Annotated in this window: 20 protein-coding genes and 1 tRNA gene; 11 read left to right on the top strand and 10 right to left on the bottom strand. The window is 65.5% G+C overall.

Annotated elements, in window-relative coordinates; all coding sequences use genetic code 11:
• The first annotated feature begins 46 nt into the window (after positions 1 to 46).
• Together AAHH99_RS09860 and nudC are read left to right on the top strand one after the other, a co-directional pair.
• Positions 47 to 1126: a potassium channel family protein gene (locus AAHH99_RS09860; protein ID WP_418768482.1), complete on the top strand. Its 1080-nt coding sequence runs from the start codon at positions 47 to 49 to the stop codon at positions 1124 to 1126.
• Positions 1123 to 2055, top strand: coding sequence for an NAD(+) diphosphatase (gene nudC, locus AAHH99_RS09855; protein ID WP_418768481.1), 933 nt, complete (start codon positions 1123 to 1125; stop codon positions 2053 to 2055). The genes AAHH99_RS09860 and nudC overlap by 4 nt, the downstream gene beginning before the upstream one ends.
• Positions 2056 to 2059: 4 nt before the next feature.
• On the opposite strand, the gene AAHH99_RS09850 is transcribed toward nudC, so the two are convergent.
• Positions 2060 to 2311 carry a mycoredoxin gene (locus tag AAHH99_RS09850; RefSeq protein WP_418768480.1) on the bottom strand — a complete coding sequence of 84 codons (252 nt, stop codon included), beginning with the start codon at positions 2309 to 2311 and terminating at the stop codon, positions 2060 to 2062.
• Between the two features lie 83 nt (positions 2312 to 2394).
• Between AAHH99_RS09850 and AAHH99_RS09845 the strand changes: the two genes are divergently transcribed.
• The 3 genes from AAHH99_RS09845 (at position 2395) to AAHH99_RS09835 (ending at position 5294) form a co-directional block, all read left to right on the top strand.
• On the top strand, positions 2395 to 4518 hold the full coding sequence (locus tag AAHH99_RS09845; RefSeq protein WP_418768479.1) for an ATP-dependent DNA helicase UvrD2: 2124 nt from the start codon (positions 2395 to 2397) through the stop codon (positions 4516 to 4518).
• A 157-nt stretch (positions 4519 to 4675) separates the two neighbouring features.
• On the top strand, positions 4676 to 4873 hold the full coding sequence (locus AAHH99_RS09840; protein ID WP_418768478.1) for a hypothetical protein: 198 nt from the start codon (positions 4676 to 4678) through the stop codon (positions 4871 to 4873).
• 139 nt (positions 4874 to 5012) lie between these two features.
• The gene (locus AAHH99_RS09835; RefSeq protein WP_064417251.1) at positions 5013 to 5294 is read left to right on the top strand and encodes a WhiB family transcriptional regulator; all 282 of its coding nucleotides are present in this window, start codon (positions 5013 to 5015) and stop codon (positions 5292 to 5294) included.
• Positions 5295 to 5423: 129 nt separating this feature from the next.
• Here AAHH99_RS09835 and AAHH99_RS09830 read toward each other — a convergent pair whose 3' ends face one another.
• The 3 genes from AAHH99_RS09830 to AAHH99_RS09820 form a co-directional block, all read right to left on the bottom strand.
• Positions 5424 to 6764, bottom strand: coding sequence for an ABC1 kinase family protein (locus tag AAHH99_RS09830; protein WP_418768477.1), 1341 nt, complete (start codon positions 6762 to 6764; stop codon positions 5424 to 5426).
• A 42-nt stretch (positions 6765 to 6806) separates the two neighbouring features.
• Positions 6807 to 7637 carry a cyclodehydratase gene (locus tag AAHH99_RS09825; protein WP_418768476.1) on the bottom strand — a complete coding sequence of 277 codons (831 nt, stop codon included), beginning with the start codon at positions 7635 to 7637 and terminating at the stop codon, positions 6807 to 6809.
• Between the two features lie 69 nt (positions 7638 to 7706).
• Positions 7707 to 9086 (bottom strand): zinc-dependent metalloprotease, encoded by a 1380-nt coding sequence (locus AAHH99_RS09820; protein ID WP_418768475.1) that lies wholly within the window; start codon positions 9084 to 9086, stop codon positions 7707 to 7709.
• 162 nt (positions 9087 to 9248) lie between these two features.
• On the opposite strand from AAHH99_RS09820, the gene AAHH99_RS09815 reads away from it, so the two are divergent.
• From AAHH99_RS09815 to AAHH99_RS09805, 3 genes are all read left to right on the top strand, one after another.
• Positions 9249 to 10271 (top strand): PDZ domain-containing protein, encoded by a 1023-nt coding sequence (locus tag AAHH99_RS09815; protein ID WP_418768474.1) that lies wholly within the window; start codon positions 9249 to 9251, stop codon positions 10269 to 10271.
• Between the two features lie 77 nt (positions 10272 to 10348).
• Positions 10349 to 13360 (top strand): UPF0182 family protein, encoded by a 3012-nt coding sequence (locus AAHH99_RS09810; RefSeq protein ID WP_418768473.1) that lies wholly within the window; start codon positions 10349 to 10351, stop codon positions 13358 to 13360.
• 204 nt (positions 13361 to 13564) lie between these two features.
• Positions 13565 to 13641 (top strand) — tRNA-Met (locus tag AAHH99_RS09805).
• Between the two features lie 68 nt (positions 13642 to 13709).
• On the opposite strand, the gene AAHH99_RS09800 is transcribed toward AAHH99_RS09805, so the two are convergent.
• The 5 genes from AAHH99_RS09800 to AAHH99_RS09780 form a co-directional block, all read right to left on the bottom strand.
• Positions 13710 to 15044, bottom strand: a complete 1335-nt coding sequence (locus AAHH99_RS09800; protein WP_418768472.1) for a tyrosine-type recombinase/integrase — start codon at positions 15042 to 15044, stop codon at positions 13710 to 13712.
• Positions 15041 to 15232, bottom strand: a complete 192-nt coding sequence (locus tag AAHH99_RS09795) for a helix-turn-helix domain-containing protein (protein WP_418768471.1) — start codon at positions 15230 to 15232, stop codon at positions 15041 to 15043. The genes AAHH99_RS09800 and AAHH99_RS09795 overlap by 4 nt, the downstream gene beginning before the upstream one ends.
• Before the next feature lie 7 nt (positions 15233 to 15239).
• Positions 15240 to 15992 carry a helix-turn-helix domain-containing protein gene (locus AAHH99_RS09790; RefSeq protein ID WP_418769579.1) on the bottom strand — a complete coding sequence of 251 codons (753 nt, stop codon included), beginning with the start codon at positions 15990 to 15992 and terminating at the stop codon, positions 15240 to 15242.
• 622 nt (positions 15993 to 16614) lie between these two features.
• Positions 16615 to 16860, bottom strand: a complete 246-nt coding sequence (locus tag AAHH99_RS09785; RefSeq protein WP_418768470.1) for a hypothetical protein — start codon at positions 16858 to 16860, stop codon at positions 16615 to 16617.
• Positions 16861 to 16943: 83 nt separating this feature from the next.
• The gene (locus AAHH99_RS09780; protein ID WP_418768469.1) at positions 16944 to 17234 is read right to left on the bottom strand and encodes a hypothetical protein; all 291 of its coding nucleotides are present in this window, start codon (positions 17232 to 17234) and stop codon (positions 16944 to 16946) included.
• A gap of 77 nt (positions 17235 to 17311) precedes the next feature.
• On the opposite strand from AAHH99_RS09780, the gene AAHH99_RS09775 reads away from it, so the two are divergent.
• Positions 17312 to 17536 carry a hypothetical protein gene (locus AAHH99_RS09775; protein WP_418768468.1) on the top strand — a complete coding sequence of 75 codons (225 nt, stop codon included), beginning with the start codon at positions 17312 to 17314 and terminating at the stop codon, positions 17534 to 17536.
• 167 nt (positions 17537 to 17703) lie between these two features.
• Here AAHH99_RS09775 and AAHH99_RS09770 read toward each other — a convergent pair whose 3' ends face one another.
• The gene (locus AAHH99_RS09770) at positions 17704 to 18024 is read right to left on the bottom strand and encodes a hypothetical protein (RefSeq protein WP_418768467.1); all 321 of its coding nucleotides are present in this window, start codon (positions 18022 to 18024) and stop codon (positions 17704 to 17706) included.
• Positions 18025 to 18511: 487 nt separating this feature from the next.
• Between AAHH99_RS09770 and AAHH99_RS09765 the strand changes: the two genes are divergently transcribed.
• Together AAHH99_RS09765 and AAHH99_RS09760 are read left to right on the top strand one after the other, a co-directional pair.
• A complete protein-coding gene (locus tag AAHH99_RS09765; RefSeq protein WP_418768466.1) occupies positions 18512 to 18685 on the top strand; it encodes a hypothetical protein in 174 nt (57 codons plus the stop codon).
• A gap of 240 nt (positions 18686 to 18925) precedes the next feature.
• Positions 18926 to 19819: a hypothetical protein gene (locus tag AAHH99_RS09760; protein WP_418768465.1), complete on the top strand. Its 894-nt coding sequence runs from the start codon at positions 18926 to 18928 to the stop codon at positions 19817 to 19819.
• Positions 19820 to 19829: the final 10 nt, after the last annotated feature.

Below are 19829 nucleotides of genomic sequence, written 5' to 3'. Positions count from 1 at the left end.
GATTACATTGTGCTGATGCGGCAGTCCCATGCGGTGACGGACCCTCGTGGCTAGGGGGAGCCTCCGGCGACGTCTCGGGCGGATCAACCAGCCGCTAGCCGAGCAACCCGTTCACTCGCTCGTGGATCGGGTGACGATCCCTCGAGACGTGCCCAGCCCGTGGGTTCGCATCACCAAGCGCATCGTCATCGCGCTGGGCGTGCTCTGTGCGGTGGTGTTGATCGTCTACATCGATCGCGATGGCTATCGGGACACGCAGACCGACGGCCTGTCGTTGCTGGACTGCTTCTATTACGCGACAGTGTCGCTGTCGACGACAGGCTACGGAGACATCACGCCGGTCACCGAAGGCGCGCGCTTCGTCAACATCGTTGTGATCACGCCCCTGCGGGTGGCCTTCCTGATCGTCCTCATCGGTACGACCGTGGAGACGTTGACAACCGAGTCGCGCCAGGCGTTTCGGATTCAACAGTGGAGGAACAAGGTGCGCAACCATACCGTGGTCATCGGATACGGCACCAAGGGTAGGACGGCGGTGGCCGCCATGGTCGGTGACGAGATCGCGCCCGCTGACATCGTCGTGGTCGACGAGAATCCCGTGGCGCTGGAACGCGCCAAGAGCGCAGGGCTGGTGACGGTACGAGGCAGCGCCACCGACTCCGAGGTCCTGCGACTGGCCAGTGCCCAGCACGCGAAGGCCATCATCGTCGCCGCTAACCGTGATGACACCGCCGTTCTTGTCACGCTGACCGCACGCGAGCTCGCCCCGAAGGCCACAATCATCGCCGCGGTGCGGGAAGCCGAGAACCAGCACCTGCTCGAACAGTCCGGCGCCGATTCGACGGTCGTCACCTCAGAGACGGCGGGCCGGCTGTTGGGCATCGCCGTGAAGACGCCCAGCGTCGTGGAGATGATGGAGGATCTGCTGACTCCCGATGCCGGATTCGCGATCGCCGAGCGGGAAGTGACCCCGAAGGAGGCGGGCGGGTCACCGAGGCACCTGTCCGACATCGTGCTCGGGGTCGTTCGTGGCGGGAAGTTGTTGCGCGTCGACGATCCTCAAGTTGATTCGGTGGAGACTGGCGACCGGCTTCTCTTCATCCGCAGCGCAGACTCCGATCGATGAGGCTTAGCGGTTTCTGCCTGCGCAACATACCGCTGCTGTCCCGCGTGGGTGCCGACCGCGCCGACGCCCTGCGCACCGACGTCGACGCCGCACTGGCCGGATGGCCCGACGCGCTGGTGCTGCGCGTCGACCGCCGCAACCAGGTGCTGATCGCCGACGGCAGCGTCGTTCTCGGCGAGGCATCCAAGCTGGGCGATCGACCGCCGGAGAACGCGGTCTTCCTCGGCCGGCTCAACGACGGCAGGCATGTGTGGGGGATCCGCGGTGCGCTCGAGGGGCCGGAGGACCCGCACACCCAAACCGAGGTGCTCGACCTGCGCCGGGCCGGTCAGGTGTTCGACGACGTCAGCGCGCAACTCGTCGCGACCGCGACCGCACTGCTCAACTGGCATGACAGCGCGCGATTCAGCCCCGTCGACGGCTCACCGACCAAATCCGCGAGGGGCGGCTGGGCTCGGATCGACCCCGTCAGCGGTCGCGAGGAGTTTCCCCGTATCGATCCCGCGGTCATCTGCCTGGTGCACGACGGGCACGACCGCGCGGTGCTGGCCCGCCAGGCGGTGTGGCCGGAGCGGCTGTTCTCGATCCTGGCCGGGTTCGTCGAGCCCGGTGAGTCGTTCGAGACCTGCGTGGCCCGCGAGATCTCCGAAGAGATCGGGCTGACGGTCACCGACGTGACCTACCTCGGCAGCCAGCCGTGGCCGTTTCCGCGGTCGCTGATGGTCGGGTTCCACGCCATCGGCGATCCCGAGCAGGAGATGTCGTTCAACGACGGCGAGATCGGCGAGGCCGGCTGGTTCACCCGAGCCGAGATCCGCGAGGCCCTCGACCACGGCGACTGGAGCAGCGACTCGCCGTCACGGCTGTTGCTGCCCGGGTCGATCTCAATCGCGCGGGAGATCATCGAGTCCTGGGCCGCGCTCGACTGATTGCTCAGCCGCCGAGCTTCGCCTTGACCTCGCGCGCGGTCGGGTTCGTCAAGGTCGAACCGTCGGGCAGCTTCAGCGTCGGGACGGTCTGGTTGCCGCCGTTGGCCGACGCGACGAACTCCGCAGCCGCGGGGTCCTTCTCGATGTCGACCTCGGTGAACGCGATGCCCTCGGCCTGAAGCGCCTTCTTCAGACGCACGCAGTAGCCACACCAGGTGGTGGTGTACATGATCACGGGAGTCTGTGCTGCGCTCATAAGGCGTTCAACGTATCCGATGAACCGAACATGCCCGACGCCGTACCGGTCATTTGTCACCGGCCCCTGCCAAGATGGACCGCATGTCGGTAGAGGTCGCTTCGGTGGGTAGCCGTCCGGACACCGTCGACGACCTCGACGACGAGCAGCGCGAGGCGGTGCTCGCCCCGCGCGGTCCGGTGTGCGTGCTCGCCGGCGCAGGCACCGGTAAGACCCGCACGATCACCCGGCGCATCGCCCACCTGGTCGCGGCGGGCCACGTCGCTCCCGGACAGGTTCTCGCGGTCACCTTCACCCAGCGCGCGGCCGGTGAGATGCGGGCCCGGCTGCGTGCGCTCGACGCGGCGTTCGGCGGTGTCGGCACCGGTTCGGTGCAGGCGATGACGTTCCACGCCGCCGCGCGCCGCCAGCTGTCGTACTTCTGGCCCCGCGTCGTCGGCAACACCACGTGGGAGCTTCTCGACACCAAATTCGCGGTGGTGGCCCAAGCCGCCAACCGGGCCCGGCTGTCGACCAGCACCGACGACGTGCGCGACCTCGCCGGTGAGATCGAGTGGGCCAAGGCGTCACTGATCAGTCCCGAGGACTATCCGGACGCGGTCGCCCAGGTCGGCCGCGACATCCCGTTCGACGCGGCGAAGGTGGCCGCCGTCTACACCGGCTACGAGGCGCTCAAGGCCCGCAGCGACGGGACCACGCTGCTCGACTTCGACGACCTGCTGCTGCACACCGCTGCCGCAATCGAGAACGACGCCGCGGTCGGCCAGGAGTTCCGCGACCGCTACCGCTGCTTCGTCGTCGACGAGTATCAGGACGTGACGCCCCTGCAGCAGCGGGTCCTCGACGCCTGGCTCGGCGAACGCGACGACCTCACTGTCGTCGGTGACGCCAACCAGACCATCTACTCCTTCACCGGCGCCACCCCCCGCTACCTCCTCGACTTCTCGCGGCGCTTCCCCGACGCGGCGGTGGTCCGCCTGGAACGCGACTACCGCTCGACCCCGCAGGTGGTGTCGCTGGCCAACCGGGTCATCGCCGGTGCGCGCGGCCGGATGGCGGGCAGCAAGCTGCACCTGGTCGGGCAGCGCGATCCCGGCCCCGCGCCCAGGTTCGCCGAATATCCCGACGAGGTCGCCGAGGCCAAGGCGGTCGCCAAGAACATCAAACGGCTCCTCGAATCCGGCACCGAGCCGGCCGAGATCGCGGTGCTCTACCGCATCAACGCCCAGTCGGAGGTCTACGAGGAGGCGCTCACCGAAGCCGGCGTCCCGTTCCAGGTGCGCGGCGGCGAAGGCTTCTTCAGCCGCCAGGAGATCCGCCAGTCGCTGGTGGCGTTGCAGCGCGCGGCCGAACGCGACCTCGACGGACCCCTACCCGAGGTGGTGCGCGGGGTGCTCGAACCGCTCGGGCTCACCGCCGAGCCGCCGACGGGCACCAAGGCGAGGGAACGGTGGGAAGCGCTGACATCGCTGGCCGAACTCGTCGACGAGGAAGTCGCGCTACGTCCCACCCTCGACCTCCGCGCACTGCTCGTCGAACTGCGCCAGCGCGCCGACGCGCGCCACCCTCCGGTCGTGCAGGGCGTCACGCTGGCCTCACTGCACGCGGCGAAGGGGCTGGAGTGGGACGCGGTGTTCCTGGTCGGCCTCGCCGACGGCACGCTGCCCATCTCCCACGCCCTCGCACACGGTCCCGACAGCGAGGCGGTCGAAGAGGAACGCCGGCTGCTCTACGTCGGAATCACCAGGGCCCGTGTGCATTTGGCGCTCAGTTGGGCGCTCGCCCGGGCTCCCGGCGGGCGACAGAGCCGCAAACCGTCGCGGTTCCTCAACGGCATCGCGCCGCAGTCGTCGAACACCAGCGATACGCCGACCAAGCCCCGACGTGCGCGCGGCGCCACCCCTCGCTGTCGGGTGTGCAACAGCGTGTTGACCGCACCGGCCGCGATCATGTTGCGCCGCTGCGAAACGTGCCCGTCCGACATCGACGAGCAGCTGCTCAGCGACCTCAAAGACTGGCGATTGCGCACCTCCAAGGAGATGAGCGTGCCGGCGTATGTGGTGTTCACCGACAACACGCTGATCGCGATCGCCGAGACGCTGCCCACCGACGACGCCGCACTGGTCGCGATCCCGGGCATCGGGGCACGCAAGCTCGAGCAGTACGGCGCCGATGTGCTCGCCCTCGTCAAGAGCCGGACCCGGTAGGCGGGCGAGGACAGGCCGGCGACACACACGGCCAAACGTCGTAAAGATCGCGCCAAACCCGCTGGTCAAAAAATCAATTGTCAGCCGCCGCTGTTACGCTTAGCCTCAACATCACACCGCTTGGGTGTCTTTTTGTGCGAAAGGAGGGACCGACATCATGGGTAGCAACTACGCGTTCACCGGCGTAGCCGTTGCTGGCATGACGCGGACCCTCCATGTCGCCGCCGCCGCGGCGCATCCCGCGCACGCCGCCGCCGCCGCGCACGCCGCCGGTGCCACCGCTGCCATCACCCCGCAGCGCAAGCGCCGCGCCGCCGCCGCGACTGTGTCGTCCGTCGATCGGGGCACCACCTAGGTAAGCCCACGATTTCGCCCAAAAGGCCACGGACCCGCAGTCGGATCCGTGGCCTTGGTCTTTTGGACACCACGCCAAAGCCCTGGTCCCGGATCCGGCGAGGAAATGATCGAAACCCACGACCAGGGAAGGACTGGACATGTCACTCGGGACATGCCGAGAGAAGACGAAGCTGGCGGTGCCGTGTCACAGGGGCGATCCCGATATGTGGTTCGCCGAGAATCCCGTCGAACTCGAACGCGCCAAGGCGCTGTGCGCAGAGTGCCCGATCAGGCGTGAGTGCCTGGCCGCAGCGCTGGAACGGCAAGAGCCGTGGGGTGTTTGGGGCGGCGAGATCCTCGAACGGGGCACCGTCATCGCGCGCAAGCGCCCGCGTGGCCGGCCCCGCAAGAACACCGTCGGGAACCCGGCAGCCGCGTAACCGTACGGGGGGCGACCTGCGCGCGCTCGATTGTGAATCTGGCGACGCTCAACCCACGAAATGCGTCGTCAGATTCACGATCCGCACCGAGGGGCGGGCGCATCCTACGCGCACGGGGGAGGCGGGGCGTCAGGCCGCTTCGTCGGCGAAGCCCGGAATCAGTTCGGTGGCAAGCCTTCTCGCCGGAACATGCGCATCGAGCTGGCAGGCGATCGCGACGTTGGACGCTATCACCCGCATCGGAATCGCGAGCTTGGCCGGGATGTCCATCTGCCGGGCGGCCTTGATCTGGCCTGCGGCGCGCTCGGGGCGCATGTTGGCGGTCGTGATCCGCTGCAGCCACTTGCGGTTGTAGTGGAAGACCTCCACCTCGAGCGGTTCGACGTACTGGCGCATCATGTCGTCCATCTCGCGCTTGGACACCTGCTCGCCCTTCTGGATGAAGCCGATGTTCTGCATCGTGGTGAGCAGGTTGTCGTAGTCGTCGTTGAGCGCATAGCGCGTCGCCAAACCGATCTCGATCGGAATACCGCCGGGCATCGGGGCCACAGCGCCGAAGTCGATGACACCCATCTTCTCGTCGGGCAACAGCATGAAGTTGCCGGGATGAGTGTCCCCGTGCATCATCTCGAGCCGGCGAGGTGCGTCGTAGGTCAGCTCGAAAAGCCTGGTGCCCATCAGGTCTCGTTGTTCCTGCGTGCCCTCTCGGATGATCACCGACATCGGCACGCCCTCGATCCACTCCTGGATCACGACCTTGGGCGCGCTGGCCACGATGCGGGGGACCACGAAGCGCGGGTGGCCCTCGTAGGCCTTGGCGAACGCGCGCTGATTGTCGGCCTCCAGCCGATAGTCGAGCTCCATCTCGGTGCGCTCGATGAGTTCTTTGACCACACCGTCGACGTCGGCGCCGGGGGCCAATTGCTTGAGCACCCCCACCATGCGCTGCATCGTCTTCAGGTCGGCACGCAGCGCCTCGTCGGCGCCGGGGTACTGGATCTTGACCGCGACGTCGCGGCCGTCCGACCACACTGCCTTGTGCACCTGGCCGATGCTGGCCGAGGCCACGGGCTTGTCGTCGAACGACGCAAACCGCTCCCGCCACTTGGTGCCCAGTTGCGCGTTGAGCACCCGGTGCACCTTGGCGGCGGGCAGCGGCGGGGCTTCCCGCTGCAGCTTGGTCAGCGCCTCGCGGTACGGCTTGCCGTACTGCTCGGGGATCGCGGCCTCCATCACCGACAGCGCCTGACCCACCTTCATCGCGCCGCCCTTGAGCTCACCGAGCACGGTGAATAGCTGCTGAGCGGCCTTGTCCATCAGCTCGGCGTTGACCTCGTCTTTCGACCGTCCGGTCAATCGTTTGCCGAAGCCCAAGGCGGCCCGGCCGGCCATCCCGACGGGCAAGCTCGCCAGCTTGGCGTTGCGCGCGGCCCGGCCCCGCTTGATCTCACTCACCAGACCATCATCCATGACGCGGTTGCCCGCAGCGCAACGACTTGCGAACGGCCGATGTCAACATGCGCAGCGCGGATGCCGCGACCACCGCCGCGCCACCACCGAACCCACATTGACGTCGAACTCCAGCGTGGTGTCCAGCGTCGGCGGCGGTTCCGGGGAGCCCTCGACGTCGACGCCGCCACGCACCGCGGCAAGGACCCGGTCGACCTGGTTGAGCGCCAGCGCCGCGGTGGCCAGCACCGTCGCCCGGTCGGCGCTGCCGACGGTGTGGCGCAGTTGCGCCGCGACGGCGGGCCACGCCGCGTCCCGGTCGCTGCGATGCAGGTCCGCGCAGGCCAAACAGCTCGTCACACCGGGAAGGACCAGCGGCCCGACGAGGCCGACACCGTCGCGCACACGCACCGGCAGGTGGGCGACCCCGACCGCATGCAGTTCGCGCACCATACGCGGATCGGCCACCAGGTAGTCGGTGAGAACCACGAGATCGGTCGGCTCCGACGGCGCACCGGTGTCGGTACGGGTGCTGAGGCTCAGGCGCGCACCCGAACAGCGCAGAGCCGCGGCGAGCAGATCCGACAACGGCCCGCGCCCGTGGATGCGGACCGCGGCCGAACGGCCGGGCCGGCGGTCGGCGGCGGTGACGATACCGGCGTCGATCAACGACGTCAGCAGGTTCTCGACGACCGTGCCGTCGGGGGCGAGCGCCGCAAGGTCGGCCACTCGTGCACCGGACTGCAGGCGACGCAGCATGTCGGCCAGCGTCGCTGTGGGCAGTCCGGCCGGCGGACGGATCACGACGGCGCGCCGCGGATCCCAGCCCACCTGCACGGCACCGTCGGGCCGCATCAGCACCGGCGTCGCGGCGCTCAATGCATAGCGCGTCATCGATCGAGCGTGCCACGTCGGCGGCGGGTCACCCGCAGTTATCCACAGGGGCTACCCGTTACCGACCGGCTACCGGTCGTCGTCGTCCGGTTTCTGGATGTCCTTCTCGAGATCGGCGATCGCCTCCTCGATGGCGCTGTCCATCCCGCTGGTGTCGCCGCCGATCATCCGGTCGATGAACCCGGCCGGTTCGTCGAGATCCTTTGCGCTGGGCAGCAGGTCGGGGTGTTGCCACACTGCGTCGCGGCGGTCGGAGCCGACGGCCTCGGTCAACCGCTCCCACAACGCGGCGGCCTCGCGCATCTTGCGCGGACGCAACTCCAGGCCGACCAGGGTCGCGAATGTCTGCTCGGCGGGCCCGCCGGTGGCGCGGCGCCTGCGCAGCATCTCCGCCAGCGCTGAGGTGCCAGGGATGCGGTCGCCGAGCGCGTCGGAGACGACGGTCTGCACCCAACCCTCGATCAGCGCGAGCAGCGTTTCCAGCCGTTCGAGCGCCGCGGTCTGCTCCGGCGTCGCCTTCGGCTCGAAGATGCCCTGGTTGAGCAGCTGTTCCATCTGGGCCGGGTCGGTCAGCGCGGCAGGGTTCAGGCCGGACGCCAGTTCCTCGATGCCGCTCATGTCGATCTTCATCCCGCGGGCGAACGCCTCGACCGCGTTGAGCAGCTGGCTGGCCAGCCACGGCACGTGGCTGAACAGGCGGTGGTGGGCGGCCTCGCGGGCGGCCAGAAACGTCAGGATCTCGCTACGCGGTTGCTCGAGGCCCTCCGACAGCGACTCGACTGCCTCGGGCATCAGCGCGGCCACGCCCTTGGGCCCCAAGGGCAGCCCGATGTCGGTGGAGGTCAACACTTCTCGCGACAGCTTGCCCAGCGCCTGTCCGAGTTGTGAGCCGAACGCCATGCCGCCCATCTGCGTCATCATCGACAGCAGCGGACCGGCCATGGTCCGCGCCTCCTCAGGAAGCGCCGACACCCACACCGTGGAGATCTGTTCGGCGACCGGGTCGCACAGCCGCTTCCACGTCTCGAGGGTGTTGTCGATCCATTCCGTCGGGGTCCAGGCGACCGATTTGCTGGTCCCCGCGGGAAGCGCTGTCACCCCGTCGAGCCAGGTCTCGGCCAGGTGCACGGCGTCGACGATCGCCGCGGACGTCTTCTCCGGAATTGGAGCGACGAAACCGATCTGGCTCGACGCCAACTGGCGGGCCAGGTCGTAGTTCACGGGTCCGGATTGTTTGCCCCCGGCCATCGCGCCGCCGGCGCCGCTGAACATCTCGCCGAGCTTGCTGAAGATCTGCCCCAGCTGGGACATGTCGAACTCGGATCCGCCTGAAAAGCCCATGCCGAACGGGTCGCCGGGCCCCTCAGATCCGGAGTCGGGATCTTTCTTGCGCTTGTCGCGCTCGGGGTCGTCGTCGCCGGCGGAGAAGCCGAAAGGCACGTCAGCCATGCCCCCAACGGTACTCACCAGGGCGGGGCCTCGTGGGTGGGCGCCTCACGCTGACAGCGAACCCGCCCTGGACCGCCTGTTTCCGCGTTGCAGCGGGCTGCCGGGCCGGCGACGGACGTCGCGGGCACGGTTGCGTGCACCGCAACCTTTAGATTGGGCGGCGTGAACAGGCGGACTTTGACGTTGATCGTCGCGCTCGTGCCGATCCTGGTGTTCGGCGTGCTGGTGTCGGCGGTGACGGTGCCCTTCGTCTCCCTGGGGCCGGGGCCGACGTTCAACACGCTCGGCGAGTTCGACGGTAAGCCGGTCGTCGAGATCGAGGGCGCCGATGTCTATCCGACCTCGGGGCACCTGAACATGACGACGGTGTCGCAGCGCGATCAGCTCAGGCTGGGCGAGGCGATGGCGCTGTGGCTGTCGGGCCGCGAACAACTGGTCCCGCGTGACCTGGTCTACCCGCCGGACAAGACCCGCGAAGAGGTCGACGAGGCCAACACCACCGATTTCCGCAACTCCGAACGCAGCGCCGAGTACGCCGCACTGCATTTTCTGGAGTTCCCGATGGCGGTGACGGTGGAAAACGTCAACGATCCGGGCCCGTCGGCGGGAAAGCTGCGCGACGGTGACGCGATCGACGCCGTCAACGGCACGCCGGTGACCACACTCGAGGAGTTCCAGGCCCTCTTGAAGGACACCAAGCCCGGCGACACCGTGAAACTGGACTACCGCCGCAAGGACGCGCCATCCGGCGTCGCCACCATCACGCTGGGCAAGCACCCCGATCGCGACCAGGGTCTCCTCGGCATCGGCGTGCTCGACGCGCCGTGGGCTCCGTTCTCGATCGACTTCAACCTGGAAAAGATCGGCGGCCCGTCGGCGGGCTTGATGTTCTCGCTGGCGGTGGTCGACAAGCTGACCACCGGGGACCTCAACGGCGGGAAGTTCGTCGCGGGTAGCGGCACCATCAGCGGAGACGGCGAGGTCGGCTCGATCGGCGGCATCACCCACAAGATGCTGAGCGCGCACGAGGAGGGCGCCACCATCTTCCTGGTGCCCGCCGACAACTGCGAAGAAGCCAAGACGGCGCCGCAGGACAGTATGGAACTGGTCAAGGTCGACACCCTGTCGCAAGCCGTCGACGCGTTGAAGACCTTGTCCGCCGGTGGCGAACGCCCCCATTGTTAGGTCACCGGCGAAACGCCGTTGCGTAGAGTTGGGGCCACGTCGAGCACGACGTACAGGAACGGGACTGGAGTCAACGAGTGGGTATGCGGCCCGCGGCACGAATGCCGAAGCTGACACGACGTAGCCGAATTCTCATCGCGCTGGGAGCCGTGATCGTGCTCCTGTTGTTGATCGGCCCGCGGCTGATCGACACGTACGTCGACTGGCTGTGGTTCGGCGAACTCGGCTACCGCTCGGTCTTCACCACGGTGCTGTTCACCCAGATCCTGCTGTTCCTGGTCGTGTCGCTATTGATCGGTTCGATCCTGTTCGCGGGGTTGGCGCTGGCCTACCGGACCCGGCCGGTGTTCGTTCCGACCAACGGCCCCAACGACCCGGTCGCGGCCTACCGCACCGCGGTGATGGCGCGGCTACGCCTCGTCGGCTTCGGGGTCCCCGCGCTCATCGGCTTGTTCGTCGGGCTGTTCGCACTGGGCCAGTGGGAGACCGTCCAGTTGTTCCTGCACGGAAACAACTTCGGGATCACCGACCCGCAGTTCGGCAAGGATCTGGGCTTCTACGCTTTCGACCTGCCGTTCTACCGGATGGTCCTGAACTACCTGTTCGTCGCGACCTTCCTGGCGTTCATCGGAAACCTGTTGGGCCACTACCTGTTCGGCGGTATCAGGCTCTCGGGCCGCGCCGGTGCGTTGAGCCGTGCCGCGCGCATCCAGTTGATCACCCTGGTCGGCATCCTGATGCTGCTCAAGGCGATCGCGTACTGGTTGGACCGCTACGAACTGCTGAGCCACACCCGCGGCGGCAAGCCGTTCACCGGTGCGGGCTATACCGACATCAATGCGGTGCTGCCCGCCAAGCTGATCCTGATGGCGATCGCCGTGATCTGCGCGGCCGCTGTGTTCTCGGCGATCGTGCTGCGCGACCTTCGGATCCCGGCGATCGGCGTGGTGCTGTTGCTGCTCTCGTCGCTGGTGGTCGGCGCGGGCTGGCCGCTGGTCGTCGAGCAGTTCAGCGTCAAACCGAATGCGGCGCAGAAGGAAAGCGAATACATCGGCCGGAGCATCTCGGCGACCAGACAGGCCTACGGGCTCACCGACGACGTGGTGAGCTATCGCGACTATCCGGGTAACGCCCCCGCGACCGCAGCCCAGGTGGCCGCCGACCGCGCCACGACGTCGAACATCCGCGTGCTCGACCCCAACATCGTCAGCCCGGCGTTCACCCAGTTCCAGCAGGGCAAGAACTTCTACTACTTCCCCGACCAGCTGAACATGGATCGGTACCGGGACGAGGACGGCAACCTGCGCGACTATGTGGTCGCCGCGCGCGAACTCAACCCCGACCGGTTGATCGACAACCAGCGCGACTGGATCAACCGCCACTCGGTCTACACCCACGGCAACGGTTTCATCGCCTCGCCGGCCAACACCGTGCGCGGCGTGGCCAACGACCCCAACCAGAACGGCGGCTACCCGGAGTTCCTGGCCAGTGTGGTCGGCGCGAACGGTGAGGTGATCTCACCCGGACCCGCCCCGCTGGCCCAGCCCCGCATCTACTACGGCCCCGTCATCGCCAACACCCCGGCCGACTACGCCATCGTCGGGGAGAACGGTGCGCCGCGGGAGTACGACTACGAGAACAACGTCGAGACCCGCAACTACACGTACACCGGTGAGGGCGGCGTTCCGATCGGAAACTGGCTGACGCGCAGCGTGTTCGCCGCGAAGTTCGCCGAGCGAAACTTCCTGTTCTCCAACGTGATCGGCGAGAACAGCAAGCTGCTGTTCAACCGGGACCCGGCCAAGCGGGTCGAGGCGGTGGCGCCGTGGTTGACCACCGACACCGCCGTCTACCCGGCCATCGTCAACGAGCGCATCGTCTGGATCGTCGACGGCTACACCACGCTGGACAACTACCCGTACTCGGAGTTGACGACCTTGTCTTCGGCCACCGTGGACTCCAACGAGGTGGCGCTGAACCGGTTGCAGCCCGACAAGCAGGTGTCCTACATCCGCAACTCGGTCAAGGCCACCGTCGACGCCTACGACGGCACGGTGTCGCTGTACGCGCAGGACGAGGACGATCCGGTGCTGCAGGCGTGGATGAAGGTGTTCCCGGGCACGGTCAAGCCCAAGAGCGAGATCTCCGATGAACTGCAGGAGCATCTGCGCTATCCGGAAGACCTGTTCAAGGTGCAGCGCGCACTGCTGGCGAAGTACCACGTCGACGACCCGATCACGTTCTTCTCGACGTCGGACTTCTGGGACGTTCCGCTGGACCCCAACCCGACCGCGAGCAGCTATCAGCCGCCGTACTACATCGTGGCCAAAGACCTTGCGGCCAACGACCGTGCGGCATCGTTCCAGCTGACCAGTGCGATGAACCGGTTCCGCCGCGACTTCCTGGCCGCGTTCATGAGTGCCAGTTCCGACCCGGACACATACGGCAAGATCACCGTGTTGACGATCCCGGGACAGGTCAATGGTCCCAAGCTGGCTTTCAACGCGATCAGCACCGATACCGCGGTGTCCCAGGACCTCGGTGTCATCGGCCGCGACAACCAGAACCGCATCCGGTGGGGCAACCTGCTGACGCTGCCGGTGGCCGAGGGTGGATTGTTGTATGTCGCACCGGTATACGCCTCACCCGGGGCCAGCGACGCGGCGTCGTCGTACCCACGCCTGATCCGTGTGGCGATGATGTACAACGACAAGGTCGGCTACGGCCCGACGGTCCGCGACGCGCTCATCGAGTTGTTCGGGCCCGGCGCGGACGCCACGGCCACCGGCCCCGCGCCGATCGCGGGCACCGGCGGAGAGCAGCCCGCGATGCAGCCACCGGCCGACGGTGAGGTTCCGACGGCTCGCCCGCCGGCCAACCAGCAGGGCCGGACGCCGCAACCGCCGGCGGCAGCGGTGCCCCCGGGCGGACCGGTCGAGCTGTCGGGTGCGAAAGCCGCTGCGCTGCAAGAGGTCAACACGGCGCTCGATGGGCTGCGGCAGGCGCAGCAGGGCGGTAACTTCGCCGAGTTCGGCGAGGCGCTGCAACGCCTCGACGATGCGATGGAGAAATACCAGTCCGCGAACTGACCCACTTGCCAAGCCGCGTGGGCCCACGCGAAGCTGGGGACGGCCGTGTTTGCACCGCGACACGCCGACATAGTGCGTACATTTGCGGTCGCTCGCGGGACGCCAACGGCCCATGCAATCGCAGGCGTGACGCGATTCACCGCCATCGGTGACCGCGCGATTTGGAACTGCGCGAGCGCCTTCGGTAACGTTGCGTTCACCCGACGCGGGGTGGAGCAGCTCGGTAGCTCGCTGGGCTCATAACCCAGAGGTCGCAGGTTCGAATCCTGTCCCCGCTACCAGGCAAAACGGCCCCCGGAGGAAACTCCGGGGGCCGTTTTCATAGGGCTTATGAACGGGTTTGTGAACGTTAGCTTGGCTCACCTTCCGACGTGGCCTCCGACCCTTCCTGTATCAGGAAGGCTGCCGCCAGTTCGGCTGCCTCCCGGTCGTCGTTTTTGAGGACGTGTGCGTAGGTCTGCAGAAAGAAGCCGACATCCGCGTGGCCAATTCGCTCGCTGACGATCTTCGGGCTCACGCCGGCCTTCAGGGCTGCCGTTGCATATGAGTGGCGTAGGTCGTGAAACGTGATCCGGGGGAGTCCCGCCGCTGCCGCGAGACGGTCGAAGCGCTGTCGGATTGTGTCCGGATGCGGCGGCCGCCCATCCTCGAATGTGAACACGTAGTTGCCGGGGTGATAGTCGGGACCAAAGAACGCTCGCTCCTTGTCTTGATGCTCCCGCCAGCTGCGTAGCGCCGCGGTGGTCGCGCGATCGATAGCTATGGTCTGATCGGCGTTCCGTGTCTTACCGCCGGATTTGTCCCTTGCGTGGCCGGCCACGACGACTCTGTTGTCGTGAACCGTGATTTCACCGACTTGGAGATTGACGTCTGACCATTTGAGACCGCAAATCTGGCCTCGCCGGATGCCAGTTGTTAGCTCCAGCAGGAAGAGCGCCGCAAATCGATCTTGCTGCACCGTCCGTAGGAATAACTGGATGCTTTCTGGATTCCACACCGTACGGCGCGTGCGTGAACGCTTGGGCGGCCTGATATTGCTGGCAGGGTTGTAAGCCATGTACTTCCAGGCGACGGCATCAGCTAGTGCACGATGGATCATCGCGTGGATGTTTCGCACTGTCTTGGGTGCCAGGCCGGGAGGTTGCTTTTTGGGAGCGATGCCCGCTCTGTACCGGCGAACGGCGGCACGAGCGGCGTGGATCGTTGTGCCGCATGCTTCTGCCACCTCGTGAGGACGCGGGTTGTCGCCGTCCGCGGTACGAGCTTTCCAGTACCTGAACATCTCGGTATTGCGGTCTTGCTTGACGCGCCCTTCGGCGAGTAGGGCCGAATACAGCTTCAGCAGTTGAGGCTCATCGAGACGTTGAAGCTTTGTCGCTCCGATCCGCGGTACGACGTATGCGTTTGCGTAGTCCTTCCAGTTCTGCCAAGTGGTGGCATCCATCGACGCCTCAACTGCTGCAAACCATTCGACGAAGAACTGCGACACAGTCCGTGTCGATCGCCGCAGCACGCGGCCTTGGTCTGCTTCGCGCATCGCATCTCGGCAAGCCTTCCAGGCCTCCTTTTCGGTTGTGAATCCGCCCCTTGAGATCGTTGGATATTCGCCCGTTGCAGGGTCTCTTTCTGGACCCCGGAATCGATATGTCCACGTCTTACCTCGTTGGTAGACGGATCCTTTCATGATGCGACCAGATCTCGTAGCTCGGCAGTGACGACGTAGACACGTCCACCGAGCCTGCGCACTGGCAACTCGCCGGAGGCTGCCAGTCGATACGCTGCTGCGCGGCTGATGCCGAGGATCGCTGCAGCGCGGGGGACCGCAAGCAGGAGTGGTAGCTGGTCAAAAGCATTGTGCTCCAATTGTTTCACCTCCTCTTCAATTGAGTTCGTTGATATCCAGAGAAGCCGGGGGCGACCGTTTTTGAGGGCTGCAGCGGGGACAGAATGCCGCCGCTTCCGTCCCGTCAGGAAGTGTGACGGTGATGGTCCGTGATTGCTCGTCTTCGCATTCGCCGCACCAGGGCGTGCCACGTCGGGCTGCGGTCCTCGGTGGTGCGGGGAGGTCAGCAAGGCGCCGTGCAAGGACTGCGGCGGGGTTTCGGACACCGTCTGGTCTTTGTGACAGGTGGGTCGTGAGACTGTGCGTGGTCCATCCTGAAGCCAGGGCGCGGCTGATCGCTGGTGAGATCCTTGCAGCCTCGCCTCGGCTGAGTCGCCAAGGTTCGGGCATGGATTCCAACAGGCCTGTGGGCGACGGTTCGGATGGTGGTTCATGTGGTGGGTTCAAGGGGTCTCGGTCCTGGACCCCCGGGGGGTCTCGGTGTTGGACGGTCGGGGTCCCGGGATGAGACCCCCTCCGTCCCGCCTGTGGATCGAGGGGTCCCGACTCTGGACCGGGTTCGAGGTGTGGCGCGTCGGGATGATTCAGGAAGTATCGACTGGATCGTTGGGCTCCCGATTCGTGGTATTGAGCGACTCTCGTGATTAGTCCTTCGGCCTCAAGCGCTTTCAAGGCTCTAAGGACTGTGCTTCGGCCGGCAGAGGCCTCAGCCATCAGCGTCCGGACTGATGGGTAGCAAGAGAAGTTCTCGTCCGCCTTGTTTGCGAGCAGAATGAGTACAAGCCTCATTGTCGGCGAGCCGACGCCGATATCAGTCGCCCAGTCAAGTGCTTTCCAACTCATCGGCTAGGAAGCTTTCACGATCGAGTCGTTGGCGGTGCGTTGCTGCCAGCTCCAAGCTGCAGCGACGAAACACGCCGCCCTGGCCAATGTCGGACAATGGCGACGAATCACTGCCGTTTGTAAGTGATCTCGCATGGAGCTGAACGTATGGCGAGAAATGGGACCCAGTCCACCAGCTGAGCGACATTGAGCTGGATTTCGTCGCTTGTCTCCAGCTGTCCGCAGCGGAGAGCGAAATCGGGTAGCGCAGTTCGGCTTCCGTCGTCCGACAGCAGCAGTTTCACGTCGAAGATCCGGCAGACGACAGAGAGTGTGCACGAAGATCGTTTCGAGTGAGTTGTCGACGTACGTTATGACAACACGAGACGGTGGTCAGGTCGTCGCGGGGCGTTGTCTGTTGGCGCATTGCGGTCAACACAAGAGGGCATACGAGACCGCGTGAACGAACAGCAACCCGTCGCCCAGACGAGCGCCTCCACGCCGAACGCGATGGGTGTCTCATTCGACGCTGCCTGCGTGAACAGAGGTTTGTCTCTACACGGTTCCGGCCGATTCAGCTCGGGAGGGCTTAGGGCTCGAAGTGGAAGCGGAAACCTTCGAGCCAGTCCGCGCGCGCATAGGTGTTGAGATCAGTCGGAACCCAGACCTCGGCGTCGTCGGGAGCGTCTGCCTCGTCGCTCGTCACCCGCTTCTTGGCGTCGAGGTAGCCGGCCACGTGTATGTCATCGGCTTGCGAAAGACGCGCTGCAGGTGGCCAGAATCGTCCGGAAATCCTGGTAGGCAGCACGGCGCTCGTCGTCCGTGGCGTACTCATCGCCGTATCGTTCGAGCCATGCTTGTCAGTGCTCGGCGGAGCCGGGCTTCGGTGGCTGCACAGCCGTACTCACTGGGGTCACTTTAGGCCGCGGTACCGACGCCGAACGCGGCATTCGGAGCGGGATAGCGCCGTCCGCCAAGCACGTCGAAGAGCTGGGTGCCGTTCGACGCACGCCCGTTGATCAGCGACTGCAGAAGTCTTTCAAGAGCATGCTCGGTCGTCGGCGCATCCTCCAGGAGCAGATCAAGCAGCTGCTCCGCGGCGGGGGTGTTGAACGGATTGGCTATCAACTGCGCGCAGAGTGCGCGGATCTGAGATACGAAGTCGCGCACCGCACTCACGTCATCTTGGACCGTTCCCAATGTTTTCATACAACCACTATAAGAGCGTGCGTGCATGCATGCAAGCAACATGCGAGTAGTAGCTTGGTGCATGTAGAATTGCGTGCATGCCTGATTCGGCCGGGGAGGTCACTAAGGGTGGCGCGGCCGAATTCAGCAGTGCGCTGCCCTTGCGTAAGCGGGAGCAGAAGGTGCCGTTGAACACCTACGTGCGTCCGGGCACCCAGCAGCGAATTGAGGTGTTGAAGGGCCGAGGGTATGCGGTTACTGACATTGTCGATGCGGCGCTCAACGAGTTCTTGGACCGCGCCGGAGTGCCGCCGTCCGAATAGGGAGCTATAAGCGCTGCAAGCGATTAGCTTTTTCAGCGCTTTTTGCGCGGTGGGTGGTGGCTGTCAAGGCTCGACCGCGTTGCGGCCCTTCGCGGCCAGCAAGAAGACCGGCCGTCCGGTCGACGAACGAGTGCAGAAGCTCGTTAACTCCGGATGAGCGAAGGGAATCAGCCCTCGTCTGACCGCAGAATGCCGAAGCGAGCGCGGATCTCGTCCTCACCGAAAGTGCGGCCAGCTGCGAGGTCGGCTTCCGACTCCAGCAGCGCCTCGCGAAGGTCTTCCACATCGATGGGCCAGTCATCGTCGTCGAGTGCAGCGCTGGCGTCCTGGGCGGCCGGCTCGTGCGCTTCCCACACCGCAGCTTCGGTCGGGGGTAGCGGGTCATCGAAGTCATCCGGGACAACAAGGTCGGGCCGTTGACCGAAACGGCGCGGGGGAGTGGGGGGCAGAGGCAGCTTCGACCCGGTGTCACCGCCCTCGCTCGTCACGCCTCCAGCATAGGGAAGTCAGGACATCCGGCGCGGGAACTGGCTCGCTCAGGCAGAGGTGCGACACGCCCAGGGCTTGCTTCCATTCTGGCGCAACTACCTGCTTGTACAGTGAATGAGGTGCCGTTAGTGCGCCCAAAATCCGGTTAGCACCAGCACATCACCGCCAAACTTCTCCGCCCTGCATACCTCAACGCAGGGTAAAATTGCCGCACAAATGCCAGTAGCACGACTGTGCCCACATCCAGTCCTGCTACCCGCTCATCCTTCTTCCCCGCACCCTGTTGGTGGGTTCACCCATCAACAGGTGCACAAGGCCAATTCCGTAGGTTGTCCAGCCCCTAATCCGTTGCTGGACTGAGCCTTTCATGGCTTCGACCATGAAGGGGCGCGCTTGTTTGCGCGTCGAAGCCGGGTCTTCCCGGCTTTTTTGTGCCCGGCCACCGGTCGGGCACTTTCTGTTGGTACACCTCGCAAGGAGGTCAATGTGGTCATCTCGGACGCGTGGAATCTGGTCTGGATACTGCTTGTACTGGTAATGGTCAACCGGGCGGTGTTCTGTCGGCGCGATGAGCCGTCGGAACGCATCATCGCCATCTTGGACGGGCTGGCCGGGATCGTCGGCGCGGCAGCGGCCGCGCTTCGCGAGTGGCGGCGTTAGCCCTCCTCGAATGAGCGCCCTTCCCGCCGGGAGAAACCTGCCGATGCCGCCATAACCGCACTGCCTGCGCGCACCTGACGGCCCGTCAGCGGCCTCCTCGACGCGTAGCCCCCACGCTGGCTTTCGCCTCGCAGTCGTCGAACCTCGATTCGACGCGCGAGGCTTTTTCATGCCCAATCTCGGATGGGCCGAAGCTATAACCGCTCGGTCCTGACGGGAAACAACGGCACGATCGAGAGCATGACGATCCCTGGCGAACTGCCGATAGAAGCCCGCGGCGCCCTGTTGATCACGACCGACGCAGCGGGGCAAGTGGCGGATTTTGAGCGGGTATGCATTCTGTCGGTTGAGGACTACACGCGATATAGGCAGGCCTATAAGCAAATATCTGGGCTGCTGTTTGGCTCTGTCTATACCTATTTCGCCTCGTCAAAGAGCTTGCTGCGCTCAGCCGTGATGGCTGCCAACCAGGCCGCAGACGCTGGCCTGATTCAGCCCAATTCGGCGCCTGACACGTTCACCACGTGGCTTACCAGCTTGCGGGCCGCTGCGCTGTCGCTGTGTTCGTCGGTGGTCTATCACCAGGATCAAATGCTGCGGCGAATCGAGAAGGCCTACGGGTTAGGCAGCGCCACACATAGCCAGGTAGAGGCCGATTTTCACGGCCTTTATGACGGATATGCCGGCTATCGCTTCCTGTGTCGACTGCGCAACGTGATGGTGCACGAATCGATAGAGGCGGTCACGGTGGCGGTCAAGCAGATCCTGGTTGGCGGCCGGATACAGTCCAGGTTTCACGTGACGATTGACCGGTCCTTCATTGCTCAATCTGAGATGAAGAACGCGGTAAAAGCCGAGATTGTGGGGCTCAGGAGGAATCCGGATCTGCTCGACTTGGCCGACGAGATCACTGAACCGTTAGCGACGGTGAACACAAGCATTGAGGCGCTGCTGTTCGAGAGCATGTCGTCGGCGTATCAGGCAGTAGTTGAGTTCGACGACCTGTTCGGAGGTAGGTCTGGCCTGCGTGCGATCGCCAACTCACCTGATGATGGACCCGGACCCCATGTGCCGGGCTGGATGCCGTGGTCTAAGCAGGTGATCGATCTGGCACGCGAGCGCCTCCAGCCGTGATTCGGGCCCA

This window comes from Mycobacterium neumannii (genome assembly GCF_048452905.1).
Lineage (GTDB): Bacteria > Actinomycetota > Actinomycetes > Mycobacteriales > Mycobacteriaceae > Mycobacterium > Mycobacterium neumannii_B.
The sequence above is the reverse complement of the archived record's forward strand: the minus strand, read 5'-3'. Positions and strand labels throughout refer to the sequence as shown.